Raw genomic sequence first — 14085 nt, forward strand, 5'->3', positions numbered from 1 at the left:
TATTAACTATTATAGCAAAGGAGGGGAGAATTTTTTTATTTTTCAAATTTTCACTGTACCGTATAGCCACCATCTAGTACAACCGCTTGACCTGTCACCCCTCTTGCTTTCTCACTTATCAAAAAGGCTGCATAATCCGCAATTTCAGAAACGTCTAACAGTCTTTTTTGCGGGACTAGCGGAAAGATTACTTCTTCAATTACCCTTTCAAAAGGGACATTTCTCGTATTGGCTAAATCTTGCAGCTGATTGCGAACCAACGGGGTATCAACATAACCGGGACATAAGGCATTAACAGTAATTCCGTATTCCGCTCCCTCCAACGCTGCTACCTTCGTAAGACCAATCACCCCATGCTTCGCACTATTATATGCTGCTTTACCGCTGAATCCAATTAATCCATTTATTGAGGCCATATTAAGAATCCGCCCAAATTTTTGCTTTTTCATAATCGGAAATACATGTTTAATAGCTGTAAAAGGGGCCGTTAACATTATTTTAATCATTAATTCAAATTTCTCTGTAGGAAACTCTTCTAACGGTGAAACATGCTGTAAGCCGGCATTATTGACAAGAATGTCTAGTCTGCCAAATTCCTTTATCGTTTGGTCAAGTGCATCGGTTAATTTCTCTTCATTTGTTACATCGCATGGAAAAGAGGTGGCGTAGTATCCTTGCTCTTTAAGTTTTTGAACTGCTGTATCGCTCTTTTCTTCATTTAAATCTGAAATAACAATCTTAGCACCTTCACGTGCAAAGGTTTCCGCAATTTCTAAACCAATTCCACTAGCTGAACCAGTTATAAAAGCGACTCTTCCAGATAAATTATTTTCCACTGTAGCTCCTCCTTAAGATGATTAATTTATTTGAAATTTTCTATTAGACAAGACCAGTTATACTATAAAGTGCGATAATAAAAAATACTGCAAGTGTTTTGATAATCGTGATAGCAAAAATATCTCGATACGATTGTTTATGTGTTAATCCTGTTACGGCTAGTAAAGTTATAACTGCTCCGTTATGAGGGAGCGTATCCATACCGCCTGATGCCATTGCGATGACACGGTGCATTACTTCTGGCGGGATATTAAAATGGGCGATTGCTGCGTTATATTTATCTGCCATCGCACTTAGCGCAATTCCCATCCCTCCGGAAGCGGATCCTGTAATACCTGCTAATGTAGTCGTAGTAACGGCACCATTCACTAATGGATTTGTAAAAGTATGTGATATTCCGTTGCTGATTAAAGTAAATCCCGGTAAGGCAGCGATGATTCCGCCAAATCCATACTCTGCACCAGTGTTCATGGTTGCTAATAATGCCCCGCCAATGCTGGTATTAAGTCCTTCTTTAAAATTAGTCTTCACTTTATTCCAATCGTAAAGAATGGTTGAAATAATCCCAACGATCAATGCCATTTCTACCGCCCAAATGGCCGCAACCGCAGATACATCAACCGTTCCAAACGCCTTCAAACCGATAGCGGAAAAATCAAAACCATTAGGATACCATTTTGGAATGAAAATGGTAAATACTTTATTCATAACTCCTACTAGTACTAATGGAACAAAGGCCAGTATTTGACGGGCAACAGATGTGTTTGATTGTAAATCAGGCATCGAATTAGGTTCATATGCTAAAGGAGAACCAGATTCCTTCGCAGCAGCTAATTCTTCATTCTTAAAACCTAAATAGCCTTCCCCAGCTTTTTCTGCTTTCTTTCTTCGAGATTCCAAATATAAAAGACCTAATATTATGACAAAAATAGATCCAATAATCCCTAGGGTTGGCGCCGCATAAATATCGGTTTTAAAGAAAGAGGTTGGAATAACATTCTGAATTTGCGGTGTCCCTGGTAAAGCATCCATCGTAAAGGCAAAAGAGCCGAGTGCGATCGTACCTGGAATTAAGCGCTTCGGAATATTGGCTTCGCGAAATAAATGGGCTGCAAATGGATAGATGGCAAAAACAGCAACAAATAAGCTTACTCCGCTAAAGGTTAAAATGGCTCCTAAAAGGACGATAGCAAAAATAGCTCTTTTTGCTCCAACGATCTTGACGATTGTTTTTGCAATGGATTCGGCAAGTCCGGACATTTCGACCACCTTTCCAAAAATGGCGCCAAGTAAAAAGACAGGAAAATAATTTTTGATAAACCCAACCATTTTTTCCATAAAGACATTAGAAAAGAACGGTAAAACATGACTAGGATCCGTTAATAAGACAGCAAACAACGCACAAATCGGAGCAAATAAAATGACCGAAAAGCCTCGGTACGCAACAAACATTAAAAGGCCGAGTGCTAAAAGAATAATAATTATTTCCATCAGATATCCCCTTTTTAAGTTAAATTTTCCCTAAGATTCGTGATTAACAGCTCTTCAGAAAGCGATTACATTTCAGTGATACATTCACCTCCACTGCTTAACTCCCAGCTCATAATTAATATGCAATTTTTATGCCAATCGTAAAATTCAGGGTGAAATATGAGAATAATTATTATATTAGGTAAAAGGATCGTTAAAGATTCCGAAAACTCGGAAATTTGACAGAACAATTATTCCGTATTCCCGGAATTATTCCAGAGTTACGGAATTTTTTATCGGATGTTTTTTGCGTGACGACGCTGCGTTAACGTACAGATTTCGTCGTCTTTGACAAAAATAGTAATACCCTTATCCACTGTGAAATGATGCAGCAAGACTCTAATAGGACAGAACATCATAAGACATGGATCCATGCTTAAAATTTCTTCAGACAATCCTTCGATTTCACTTCCATAAAAAATACCCAATAAAATTGGGTATTAGAAGGATTACTTATCTGTCTTTATCTGTATCATTATCCTGATTTGGACTAACTGGGTAAATTTCTTCTGATGTCTCTGTTTGATATTTCAAATTACGTTGATTTGTGTTTATTTCATCTCTTCGCTCTCTACCGGTATCAAATAACTTGGCAACATAGATATGGAAGAAAAATTCAAATACAGTGACGACCAAAGAACTAATGAAAGAGATTAATAATAAATTTCGGTCATATCCTAAAGCCTTACCTAATACCCAAATCACAATTAAAGATAAGACAAAATCAGATATGGTGGCCATTGTGTTGTTTGTTCTAGGTAAAATAAACAAATCACCTAAGATATATGCAACTACACCTAAAACTAATGAGATAAAGAAAACATCTCTTAACGCCATGTTGTATACTACACCAAGAATAATATACAAAACAACAAATGTAGCAATAAATTTTAAGATAAATGCTTTAGCATGATTCAAGTAAATAACCTCCTTTTAGAGGTATTTTGAACAAATATGGAAAAATTATTACTAGAAGTATTTATGCTAACTGGATAAAGACAGAGAAAAATCAATTATTACTATCTGAAGCAATACAATGGAACAAAAGTTCTATTTCCTAAACATAAAAAAAATAGGGCTATTATCGCCCTACTCATCAATCACCATCAAATAAATTAAATAATCCTTTCGCTACGCTGCCTTCATCCTTCGAACCGCCAACTTGCGGCATTGCTGCAAATACTCTGCTAGCAAGACGGCTAAATGGAAGGGATTGTACCCAAACTGTGCCCGGTCCTCTTAAGGTAGCGAAAAATAGTCCTTCGCCTCCGAATAATGCGGTTTTTACTCCCTTCACAAATTCAATGCTGTAATCAACATCCTTTGTCATTGCTACTAAGCAGCCTGTATCAACACGCAGCGATTGACCAGGTGCTAAGTCTTTTTTATGTATCGTCCCTCCAGCATGAATAAATGCCAAGCCATCTCCTTCCAGCTTTTGCATGATGAAGCCTTCACCGCCGAAGAAGCCTGTTCCAATCTTTCTTTGAAATTCAATGCCGACCGATACTCCTTTAGCTGCCGCTAAAAAAGCATCTTTTTGACACACAATTTTTCCGCCTAATTCACTTAAATCCATTGGAATGATTTTTCCCGGATACGGAGCAGCAAAGGAAACATGGTTTTTACCATATCCTTCGTTCGTAAAGGTTGTCATGAACAAGCTCTCACCCGTCAGCATTCTTTTTCCCGCACTAAAAAGCTTGCCCATTAAACCGGAAGAACTATTGGAGCCGTCACCAAAGATTGTTTCCATATGAATATTATCTTCCATCATCATTAAACTTCCCGCTTCTGCTACTACTGTTTCCCCGGGATCAAGCTCCACTTCGACAAATTGCATATCATCGCCATAAATTTTGTAATCAATTTCATGGTTGTTCATATATTTTCCTCCATTTTCTTGGTCATAATATAATTTTAAAATATTGAGGATTGGAATTGCTAATATTGTTAACTGTTTTTGTGGCGAAAATGTTTCATTTTTTCTTACGTTTTAAAAAGAACGCCTAATACTAAGCGTTCTTCCAATTGTGTTCGTATTGTTCCTTTAAATACTTTTTGTCAATTTTCCCGACATGCGTTTTTGGCAATTCCTGCAAAAATACAAACTCCTTCGGGATTTTGTATTTTGCTAATTTTTGAGAGCAATGAATTTTCAGCTCTTCTTCCTTTCCAATTCGGTCAGTTTTCAAGACAATAAATGCAGTCACTCGCTCACCCCATTTTTCATCTGATAGTCCCACGACACTTGCCTCATCCACATCAGGGTGCTCACATAACCAGTGCTCAATTTCAAGCGGATACACATTTTCTCCGCCAGTGATAATCATATCCTTTTTACGGCCGACAATATAATAATAACCATCCCTATCTTTTTTTCCTAAATCGCCTGAATAAAGCCAGCTATCCTTCCAGGCTTCCGCTGTTTCTATTGGATTATTCCAATATTCCTTGAAAGCATGTTTCCCCCTAATAAGAATTTCGCCAACCTCGTCAGTACCTGCTTCCGTTCCATCTATCTTTATAAGCTTAATTTGATTAAACGCCATCGGTTTTCCTACAGAACCTTTTTTCCATATTGCATCATTAGGAGAAATGAAAAAATTATTCGGCCCTGCTTCTGTTAAACCATAACCTTCTTTAAATGGCAGTCCTTTCGCAAAAAATTTTTCATAGATGGATAAAGGACATGGGGCTGCTCCGGAAAGAAAGACCTTCATACTTGGGAACGTTGATGCTTGGAATCCTTTCGTTCCGACCATCATATGGTACATGGTCGGAACAAACAATGCTATCGTACACTTATATTTATTTAAGTAATGAACAGCCTCCTCAGCATGGAACTGATCGCCGATCACTACCGTTCCACCATTCATTAAAATTGGAACAGATAAGGCATTTATTCCTCCAGTATGGAACAACGGGAGATAGTTAAGGGTAACCTCTTCACTCGTTAATCCCCAGCTGATAATTGTGTTAATCGCATTCCAAATAATCGATTGGTGGGATAAAATAACCCCTTTTGGTTTACCTGTTGTTCCCCCTGTATAAATCATCAGCCATGGATCTGTTTCTGTAAGCAAAATGTCAAATGGCTGACTTATTCTTATATCTGATTGTATAATATCCCTCAATGCAAAGTTGTTCTTTACATTTTTTAAATGTGAAACAGTTTCTGAAAATTTTTCGTTATAAAGAAGAAGTTTAGGATTGCAATCTTCAAGAATATAATTTAATTCATCTACTGATAATCTCCAGTTAAGAGGAACAAAAATCGCTCCTAGCTTGCCGCACGCAAACATAATCTCAAAAACTTCTTTTTGATTAGAAGCAAGCAATGTAACCCTGTCACCTTTTTCAATCCCTTTTTCCGCAAAAAAGGTTGACCATTTGTTTGCTCTTTCATTTAATTCGCTATATGTTAAAGATGTATCATTAGTAACATCCATTAATGCCATTTTATTAGGCGTTAATCGTGTCCGACTTGAAATCCAATCCAATTCCACCGCTGACTCTCCCTTCTCTCTTTCTTTTTATTGTAAAAAGAAGAGTTACAAAGTAGTTACAACATGAGATACTAATCATAAATAGTCGAAAATAAGGAGTAATAAAATGGGTTATATTGAAGATTTACGAGCTATTGTTGGGCATCGGCCGCTTATTTTTGTTGGTGCAGTGGTAATAATTTTAGATGAACAAAAAAGAATTCTAATGCAGCAGCGTACATATCCGAATGGGGTATGGGGACTTCCCGGTGGTTTAATGGAGCTGGCAGAGTCCGTCGAAGAGACCGCTTGCAGAGAAGTTTTGGAAGAGACAGGCTTAAAAGTCCATGATTTAAACCTGATTAATGTATATTCCGGTGCAAACCACTTTGCCGTCGCTGAAAATGGTGATGAGTTTTATGTTGTAACAGTTGCTTATTACACAAATAAGGTGGAAGGAAATATAACCATGGATCAAAATGAATCCCTACAGCTTCAATATTTTAAACCTGAGGAATTACCAGCTCAAATGATCGGAAGTCATAAAGGAATCTTGAAGGAATTTTTAGAAAAACATTATAAAAATGGAACTACAATATTTTAAGCGGACTCAGAATCCGTAATTTTGATTAAATGCCCTACTTTTAAGGATTAAGGGGACACTGGTTCCGTTATTCATGTAAAAACACAAGGAAAAAACTACTTTTTTGCTAAATAACGGATCCTCTGTCCGCAAACATAGGGAATTAGCCCGTTTTGTCACATATAACGGAACAGGTGTCCGGTATGCTCTCAAGTTAATAAATCTACTTCCATATAAAAAGTAAAAAAGGATATTTAAGGACCAATCATTTAAGATTGGTCCTCATTTTCACATCATAATCCCGCCATCCACATGAAGAACAGTACCATGAACATAGTCGGATTCATCCGATGCTAAATATAGATAAGCATTTGCGATATCTTCCGGTTTCCCTAAACGTTGTAAAGGAATCATTGCTTTCATGGAATCAATCACCTTTTCCGGAACAGTTGCAACCATATTGGTCTCCGTAAATCCCGGTGCGACTGCATTCACATTGATTCCCTTGCGCCCAAGCTCCTTCGCCCATGACTTTGTCATCCCAATAATAGCGGCTTTCGCTGCGGCATAATTAGTTTGCCCAATGTTCCCGTATACCCCGCTTACAGAAGATGTGCTGATAATTTTCCCTTTTCCTTGTTCAATCATAGTTGGAACGACTGCTTGCGTGCAATTGAATACACCAGTTAAATTAACATCCAGTACTTTTTGAAAGTCCTCTTGTTTCATTTTTACCAGCATAGAGTCCCTTGTAATACCCGCGTTATTGATTAAAACATCAATTTTACCGTATGTCTCCAGCACTTCCGATACCATTTGATTGACACTCTCGCGATTTGATACATCTACTTGAATAAATTTCACTTCAAGTCCATGAGCCTTTAATTCCTCTACTCTTGCATTTCCTTCTTCCTCATTAAAATCCGCAATGACAACCTTTGCCCCTTCTTTTGCAAATTTTTGCGCTGCAGCAAAACCAATTCCTCCTGCAGCGCCGGTAATGATAGCTACTTTTTCATTTAAACGCATATTCATTTCCTCCTACTCCTGTAAAAACTGTTCCACTGTATCCACTAATAAATCTAAGTTATCGATTAATGGAGAATGTCCACAATCCTTTAATTCGACAAATCTTCCATTATCCCCTATGTCCTGAATAATTTCTTTTGTCATTTCATCACTTACCACATAATCCCTTTCCCCTCGTAAAATAAGAACTGGGATTTGGATGGCTGCAGCCTTATTGGTACCCTCGATTAAACCATTGTGAACAGGACTTATATTAAATGTATTCAGGGCGTGATACACATCTGCTAAGTTTCTTTGGGTTCTCATATCATCGACATATTCTTCATACAAGGATGCATCTGGTTGATTATGTGTATAAATCAATGCATTCCAAAGTGCTTTTAAAAATTCACGATCATTATTGTCATATGCAGCTTGAACAGCAATTGTTGCGGGATCTCGTTCGACGTCCTCTATGTTGACCAACCGTCTTTCAAAATCCGGGCTTCCATCTTCCTTTTTTCCGAAAAAAGGATACCCGCGTGTAGAAGCTGATGCTAACAAGATAAGCTTCCCACAATCATCAGGATAGTCCGCAGCATATTGCATCCCAACAGCCCCACCTGTTGACCATCCTATAATAGTAAAATCGCTGAGCCCTAAAGCATCGACAAACAGCTTCACATCGTCTGAAAAGTCCTTAATGCCATTTATTCGTTTATTATAGGTTGAATCTCCAAAGCCTCTAAGATCCAAAGCAATAAGCTTATAGGAAGAATCCATTTTCTCGATTAGGACATCCCAGTGCTTGGAGGAGGTCATATTCCCATGAATGAGTAATACTAGTTCTTCACCACCTGAGCGTTCCCGGTAACTCAATGTTTCTCCATTTGGCAATTCAACCTTTTTCATCACAACAGTCATCCCTTATTCCCCCTTATTTAAACTGTTTCCCCACTTAATAACAGTTGCTCCCCATGCATATCCAATTCCTGCACTTACTAAAACAACAATATCCCCACCGTGAAGTTTTCCTTCCTTTTCTGCCAGCTCTAAAGATAATATTTGATCGATCTGCCCAATATGTCCATAATTTTCAAGATAAATAGACTGGTCCTCCGATAATCCAAGTTCCTTTAGCACATATTGATGTGCAGATCTCTTCATATGGAGCATAGCGACATAATTAATATCTTTTTCCGTATATCCGCTTTTATAAAGACTCCCGCGAACTACCTTCAAAAAATTATCCATCGATTTTTGTTCCAGTCTGCGTTTCATTCCTTCCGGATCGAGAACATCAAGCCTGTATAGGCCCTTTTCTAAAACTTCATATGTGATTGGCTGCTTTGTGCCCCCCGCTGTTACGACTACATCTTCCGAAAAAGATCCATCTGTCATAATCTCTGATTCTAATAAAATATTTCTCTTTAATCCTTTCTGTAAAAGCATTGCCCCGCCGCCGGCACCTAAATTAAACATAAACCTTGTACGCTCATTTCCGTAATCGATAAAGTCTCCGTTACGATAACCTCCAGCTAAAAGCACGGTTTGAATAGCAGGATCCGCCATCATCATGCTTTTCGCTACTTTCATGGCCATGATTGTTGTTCCGCAGCGCAGAGCCACATCAAAAGCCCAAGCATGGTAAGCTCCTATTTCCTCCTGCATTTTAATTGCAGCAGTCCATAACGGATATTCTTTATGCTCCTCCCCAATATAGATAATGAGATCAATATCTTTAGGATCAATGCCTGCCCTATCAATTGCCTGCTTAGCAGCAAGAATGCCCATTTGACATGTATGATCCTCGTCTCCAGGGATAGGCTTCCTTTTGATTCCCATTTTCATTTCTACCACTTCTGGTGGGATTCCTGCACGTTTTGCAATCTCTTCTCCTGTTATAAACTGTTCTGGAATATAAATCCCTGTGCTCAATATTCCGATTTTCATTCTTACCACCTCGCATTACCCTGCTATTTTCTTCTCTTGTTTCACATTGGCTCCCCTTTTAACACGCTTTTCAGCCTTCCATCCTTGAATGGACCCAACAATCCCTTTTGGAAAAAACATAACTGCTAATATATAAATAATCCCAAAGAAGATAATCCATCTTTCGAATATTGGGTACTTTTCTGCCAAACCGCTTAACCAATGATGGGCAATTTCAATTAATCCCGCACCGATTACAGGTCCGAGCAATGTACCAACGCCGCCGATAATGGTCATTAATAATGCATCTAACGTAGTATCCATTGTAAATACACTCGTATTCACAAAACGTAAGGATGTGGTATATAAAGAACCGGCAAGACATGCCGTAACGCCTGAAATAATACTTGCCATTATCTTATAATGAAGCACTTTATAGCCCAGAGATTCTGCACGCTGCTCATTTTCCCTGATAGCAAGTAAAACACTTCCCATTGGAGAATGCGTAAAACGCTGGAGCACACAATAAATGATGATCATTAGGACAAGGCAAATGAGATAAAATGTTGTTCGGTCAATCAGTACTTCCGGAATTCTGAAAGTAAATCCATCATTCCCAAATGTAAGGGTGCGCCATTTTTCGGAAGCAACCTGAAAAAGACTGGCAAAAGCCAAGGTTAGCATCGCATAAAAATGACTTTTTAGCCGTAGTGTCATTAGCCCGACGATATAACTTACCACTGCAGAAATTACTATTCCAACGACTATAGATAGGAGAAAAAGCCCCATTGTCGGTTCAGTTCGCTGGAGTAAAATCCCGGTTGTATAGGCTCCAATTCCGAAAAACATAGCATGACCAAATGAAACAATCCCAGTAAATCCAAGCAATATGTCATAGCTCATCGCAAAAATAGCAAAAATAAAGATTTGTGTTAATAAAATCAGCGTACTTCTTGATTCATAAACAAATGGAATTACCATTAAACAAACAGAGATAATGATGAGGGATATTTGTGAGATACTTCCTAATCTTTTCAATCCTTTTCACCCCCTAGATACGAACAAGCCTTGTGGTCTAAAGATTAGGACAATGGCCATCAATAGCATATTAACGGCAAGAGAAAGATCTGGAACGAAATATGCCATGAATGAACCGGATAAGCCGACTAATATTGCCGCGAACAATGAACCTGAAAAACTTCCCATTCCGCCAATAACAACGACAATAAATGCTAAAATTGCATATTCCATCCCCATTTCTGCATAAACAACTCCAGAATAAGGAGCCATTAAAGCACCACCAAGAGCAGCCATTGCTGACCCCACGATAAATACAAACATAAATACTTTTTTTATATTGATGCCGAGTGCCTGCACCATTTCTTTATCCATAACTCCCGCACGAACGATTAATCCTATTTTTGTTTTCTTTAATACAACTTGAACCAAGGTAAACACAATTAAAGCAACAATAATAATAAAAACCCGATATTTAATAAGGATGACATTCCCCAGTTCCCAGCTTCCGGTTAAAACTTGCGGGGTTTTTGCAGCCATTTGATTCGGCCCCCAAACCACTTTAATGAATTCTGTAAGAACCAGCATAAATCCTAATGTTATTAAAATTTGCTGAATATGGTTTCCATAAACAGGTTTAATAATGACTTTTTCCGTAATGATTCCCAAAATAATTCCTGTCGCAAGTGCACCTAAAATTGCCACAAAAAAGCTGCCTGATAAGGAATAAAGCCAAACAGCACTGAAAGCACCCCAGGCAAAAAAACCACCATGAGCAAAATTTAATACATCCATTAAACCAAAAATTAGCGTCAGCCCTGCTGCCAGTAAAAACACAAGCATACCAGTAGCAAGACCATTAATCATTAAATTCAAAAACAATGCCATGAAAGGACTCACCTCCTGTTTATGCAATTCCCAAGTATTTTCTTTTTAACTGCTCATCCTCTTTTAATGCTGACATCCCTCCCGAATATACGGTCCTGCCATCATCGATAATAAAAAAACGATTTCCAAGTGTACTTGCCATCATAAAATTTTGTTCCACTAATACAATCGTGGTTTGCTTTTTCATTTCTAAAATCGATTCCATTACTTTTTCTACCATAATCGGTGCGAGGCCCTTACTCGGTTCATCAATCAACAATAGTTGATTATTATTTAAATACGCCCTAGCGATTGATAGCATTTGCTTCTGTCCGCCGCTTAATAATCCGCCAGGCTTTTTCCAAAACTTTTTCAAGTCAGGAAATAGCTGAAGGATCCATTCCAGTCTTTCCAACGTTTCTGTATCCTGTTTTTTCATCGCTACTTTCATATTTTCTTCAACGGTTAAATCCTTGAAAATTCCCTGATCCTCAGGAACATAACCAATCCCTAGATTTGCAATTTTATAGGTTGACAATCCCTGTATTTCACTGCCTTTGTAACATACTTTTCCTTGTGAGGGAGGATTCAGCCCCATAATACTGCGTAATGTTGTCGTTTTTCCGGCGCCATTTCTGCCCAATAAAACCGTTACATCCCCTTTTTTCACCTCAAAGGAAATCCCTTGTAAAATATGATATTGTCCAATATAAGTTTGGAGATTTTCTACTTTAAGCAGAGTGTCCATTGTGCATACCTCCTAAATATGCTGTTTGAACGGTCTCATTTTCCATTATTTCCTTAGGAGTACCATCCGCGAGCAGTGTGCCATTAAAAAGAACGGTCACCGAATCTGATAGATCGAGAATCATATCCATTTTGTGCTCAATTAGAATGATGTTTTTTTTCCCTTCCTCCTTAATATTTCGAATTACCTTCAAAATCGCGGGAACCTCTTCCAGAGACATTCCTGCAGTTGGTTCATCGAGCAGCAAAATTTCCGTTTCAAGTGCTAACAGCATGGCGATTTCAAGCTTTCGTTTTTCACCATGGGCTAAATTTGTTGCTAATGCGTTCGCCTTATCCTCTAAAAGAACCTGCTTAAGCAATTCATATGACTTCTCTGTTACTTTTTTATATTTTTTAAAATGAGATAACATTTGATACCGTATCGCCATTTGCGATTGAACTGCTAATCTTACATTCTCTAACACCGTTAAATTAGGGAATACATTCGTAATCTGAAAGGATCTTCCAATCCCTTTTCTTGTTCTCATCGGTGGGGGCATAGAGGTGATATCCTCTCCTTTAAGGTGAATACTTCCTTTTGTTGGAGTAAGTTGTCCGCTTAATAGATTAAAGAAAGTTGTTTTCCCTGCACCATTCGGTCCAATAATAGATTTAAATTCCTTTTCCGCAACGCAGAAATCCACCTCATTCACTGCAAGGTGCCCCCCAAACTGAATGGTTAGCTGCTTTGTTTCTAAAATGTTTGCCACTTTTGTCACCGTCCTCAAAGAAATCCGCTAGCCCATAGGCGCTGAAGCAGACATAATTAACGAATTGACACGCAAAATAACCTCGTTTTGGAACTTTTTAGATCCAATCTTTTAAAAGAAGAACTCCGGAAACTTTTTTCCGAAGTTCCTGTTATTTTTATTTCTTAACCCTGATGGGAGGCGCTGTTTCGTCAGGCGATAGCTCACGGATTAGTACCGGAACAGGATATGGTACTCTATCCTTTTTCTCTAGTTTTATCGCGTACATGCTTTGGAGTGCCTGATGATCCTCTTTACGGAAGGTCATTTTTCCTTTAGGTGTATCAAAACTCATGCCTTCCATTGTTTTGATTAGCTTGTCGCTATCTGCGTTTCCATCAGTTTTCTTTAATGCTTCTACAATGGAAATGGCTGCACTCATTCCGCCAGGTGTGAAAAGATCAGGAACTTCTCCGTTAAATCGTTTTTTATTCTCGCTAACGAGCCATTCATTTATCTTATTATTCGGTAGATCATAGTAGTAAACGGAGAATCCTTCCATTCCTACAAGCGGTTCCATGGTGGATAATGCTGCAATATCTGGTGCACCTGTAGAAATCTTAATTCCTTTATCCTGAACCTTCATATCGGCAATTTGCTTCCAAGGTGAATTAGCACCAGACCATACTACAAATAAGTAATCCGGTTTTGCATTTATAATTTTTTGAATATTAGAGGTGAAATCTGTAGCTGCAGGATCTGCATACTCTTCACGAATAACCTTCGCCCCAAGTTTTTCAGCCGCTTCCTTAAAAGCAGCAACACCGTCACGCCCAAAAGCATAATCAGGTGCAAGAGTAGCAATTTTCACGCCTGGTTTTGCTATCGCAGCTGCGCCCGCTACCGCATCTTGGGAGGAGTTTCTTGCTGTTCGGAAAATATACTTATTGAAATCTGCTCCTGTAATACTGTCTGCAACAGCTGGTTCTACGATCATGATTTTTTTATACTCTTCTGCTAAAGGCAGCACAGCTAACGTATCTGCTGAGCTAGATGATCCGACAAGAAAATCCACATTATCTTCTTCTAACAGCTTTGTTGCTTTTTTTACTGCAACCTCAGGCTTTGTTTCAGTGTCCTCATAAACTACTTTAATTTTCTTCCCATTAATTTCCCGTTTTCCATCTGTTGCATAATCAAGCCCCATTTCAAAACCATTTTTCGTTTGCTTCCCATAGGATTCTAAGGCGCCTGTTAAAGATGCAAGAACCCCAATCTTAATGGTTCCTTTGTCATCTTTTCCCCCGCTTGCTTTATTAGAGCTGCAGGCAGTCGTCAATAATAA

Annotated in this window: 14 protein-coding genes; 1 reads left to right on the forward strand and 13 read right to left on the reverse strand. The window is 38.5% G+C overall.

Features of this window, described 5'->3' with window-relative positions; all coding sequences use genetic code 11:
* Window positions 1–50 precede the first annotated feature (50 nt).
* From AN964_RS16940 to AN964_RS16960, 5 genes are all read right to left on the reverse strand, one after another.
* The gene (locus tag AN964_RS16940; RefSeq protein WP_055740817.1) at window positions 51–836 is read right to left on the reverse strand and encodes a 3-hydroxybutyrate dehydrogenase; all 786 of its coding nucleotides are present in this window, start codon (window positions 834–836) and stop codon (window positions 51–53) included.
* Between the two features lie 43 nt (window positions 837–879).
* Window positions 880–2328 carry a GntP family permease gene (locus tag AN964_RS16945; RefSeq protein WP_055740818.1) on the reverse strand — a complete coding sequence of 483 codons (1449 nt, stop codon included), beginning with the start codon at window positions 2326–2328 and terminating at the stop codon, window positions 880–882.
* 492 nt (window positions 2329–2820) lie between these two features.
* A complete protein-coding gene (locus tag AN964_RS16950) occupies window positions 2821–3285 on the reverse strand; it encodes a YndM family protein (RefSeq protein WP_055740819.1) in 465 nt (154 codons plus the stop codon).
* Between the two features lie 178 nt (window positions 3286–3463).
* Entirely contained in the window at window positions 3464–4252 is a 789-nt protein-coding gene (locus AN964_RS16955) for a TIGR00266 family protein (protein ID WP_055740820.1), read from the reverse strand.
* Window positions 4253–4382: 130 nt separating this feature from the next.
* A complete protein-coding gene (locus tag AN964_RS16960; RefSeq protein ID WP_280513070.1) occupies window positions 4383–5876 on the reverse strand; it encodes an acyl-CoA synthetase in 1494 nt (497 codons plus the stop codon).
* A 106-nt stretch (window positions 5877–5982) separates the two neighbouring features.
* Here AN964_RS16960 and AN964_RS16965 point away from each other — a divergent pair, with 106 nt between their 5' ends.
* Complete coding sequence (locus AN964_RS16965; protein WP_055740821.1) at window positions 5983–6459, forward strand: NUDIX hydrolase; 477 nt, start codon at window positions 5983–5985, stop codon at window positions 6457–6459.
* Between the two features lie 267 nt (window positions 6460–6726).
* On the opposite strand, the gene fabG is transcribed toward AN964_RS16965, so the two are convergent.
* The 8 genes from fabG to AN964_RS17005 form a co-directional block, all read right to left on the reverse strand.
* Window positions 6727–7467 carry a 3-oxoacyl-ACP reductase FabG gene (gene fabG / locus AN964_RS16970; RefSeq protein WP_055740822.1) on the reverse strand — a complete coding sequence of 247 codons (741 nt, stop codon included), beginning with the start codon at window positions 7465–7467 and terminating at the stop codon, window positions 6727–6729.
* A gap of 12 nt (window positions 7468–7479) precedes the next feature.
* Window positions 7480–8370, reverse strand: a complete 891-nt coding sequence (gene phaZ / locus AN964_RS26125; protein WP_055740823.1) for an intracellular short-chain-length polyhydroxyalkanoate depolymerase — start codon at window positions 8368–8370, stop codon at window positions 7480–7482.
* 3 nt (window positions 8371–8373) lie between these two features.
* On the reverse strand, window positions 8374–9399 hold the full coding sequence (locus AN964_RS26130) for a 3-oxoacyl-ACP synthase (RefSeq protein WP_055740824.1): 1026 nt from the start codon (window positions 9397–9399) through the stop codon (window positions 8374–8376).
* A 15-nt stretch (window positions 9400–9414) separates the two neighbouring features.
* Entirely contained in the window at window positions 9415–10359 is a 945-nt protein-coding gene (locus tag AN964_RS16985; protein ID WP_083489463.1) for a branched-chain amino acid ABC transporter permease, read from the reverse strand.
* Between the two features lie 63 nt (window positions 10360–10422).
* The gene (locus tag AN964_RS16990) at window positions 10423–11283 is read right to left on the reverse strand and encodes a branched-chain amino acid ABC transporter permease (protein WP_055740826.1); all 861 of its coding nucleotides are present in this window, start codon (window positions 11281–11283) and stop codon (window positions 10423–10425) included.
* 19 nt (window positions 11284–11302) lie between these two features.
* Window positions 11303–12010 carry an ABC transporter ATP-binding protein gene (locus AN964_RS16995; protein ID WP_055740827.1) on the reverse strand — a complete coding sequence of 236 codons (708 nt, stop codon included), beginning with the start codon at window positions 12008–12010 and terminating at the stop codon, window positions 11303–11305.
* Complete coding sequence (locus tag AN964_RS17000) at window positions 11994–12761, reverse strand: ABC transporter ATP-binding protein (protein ID WP_055740828.1); 768 nt, start codon at window positions 12759–12761, stop codon at window positions 11994–11996. Before AN964_RS17000 ends, AN964_RS16995 begins: the two co-directional genes overlap by 17 nt.
* 157 nt (window positions 12762–12918) lie before the next feature.
* Window positions 12919–14079, reverse strand: a complete 1161-nt coding sequence (locus tag AN964_RS17005; RefSeq protein WP_437177119.1) for a substrate-binding domain-containing protein — start codon at window positions 14077–14079, stop codon at window positions 12919–12921.
* Window positions 14080–14085: the final 6 nt, after the last annotated feature.

Origin of the sequence: Heyndrickxia shackletonii (genome assembly GCF_001420715.1) — a bacterium.
GTDB lineage: Bacteria > Bacillota > Bacilli > Bacillales > Bacillaceae_C > Margalitia > Margalitia shackletonii.

Bases quoted from the DNA above. Each gene is read 5' to 3' on its own strand.
- AN964_RS16945 (WP_055740818.1), bottom strand. From the start codon at position 2,328: ATGGAAATAATTATTATTCTTTTAGCACTCGGCCTTTTAATGTTTGTT.
- AN964_RS16955 (WP_055740820.1), bottom strand. From the start codon at position 4,252: ATGAACAACCATGAAATTGATTACAAAATTTATGGCGATGATATGCAA.
- AN964_RS16965 (WP_055740821.1), top strand. From the start codon at position 5,983: ATGGGTTATATTGAAGATTTACGAGCTATTGTTGGGCATCGGCCGCTT.
- fabG (WP_055740822.1), bottom strand. From the start codon at position 7,467: ATGCGTTTAAATGAAAAAGTAGCTATCATTACCGGCGCTGCAGGAGGA.
- phaZ (WP_055740823.1), bottom strand. From the start codon at position 8,370: ATGACTGTTGTGATGAAAAAGGTTGAATTGCCAAATGGAGAAACATTG.
- AN964_RS26130 (WP_055740824.1), bottom strand. From the start codon at position 9,399: ATGAAAATCGGAATATTGAGCACAGGGATTTATATTCCAGAACAGTTT.
- AN964_RS16985 (WP_083489463.1), bottom strand. From the start codon at position 10,359: ATGGTAATTCCATTTGTTTATGAATCAAGAAGTACGCTGATTTTATTA.
- AN964_RS16990 (WP_055740826.1), bottom strand. From the start codon at position 11,283: ATGGCATTGTTTTTGAATTTAATGATTAATGGTCTTGCTACTGGTATG.
- AN964_RS16995 (WP_055740827.1), bottom strand. From the start codon at position 12,010: ATGGACACTCTGCTTAAAGTAGAAAATCTCCAAACTTATATTGGACAA.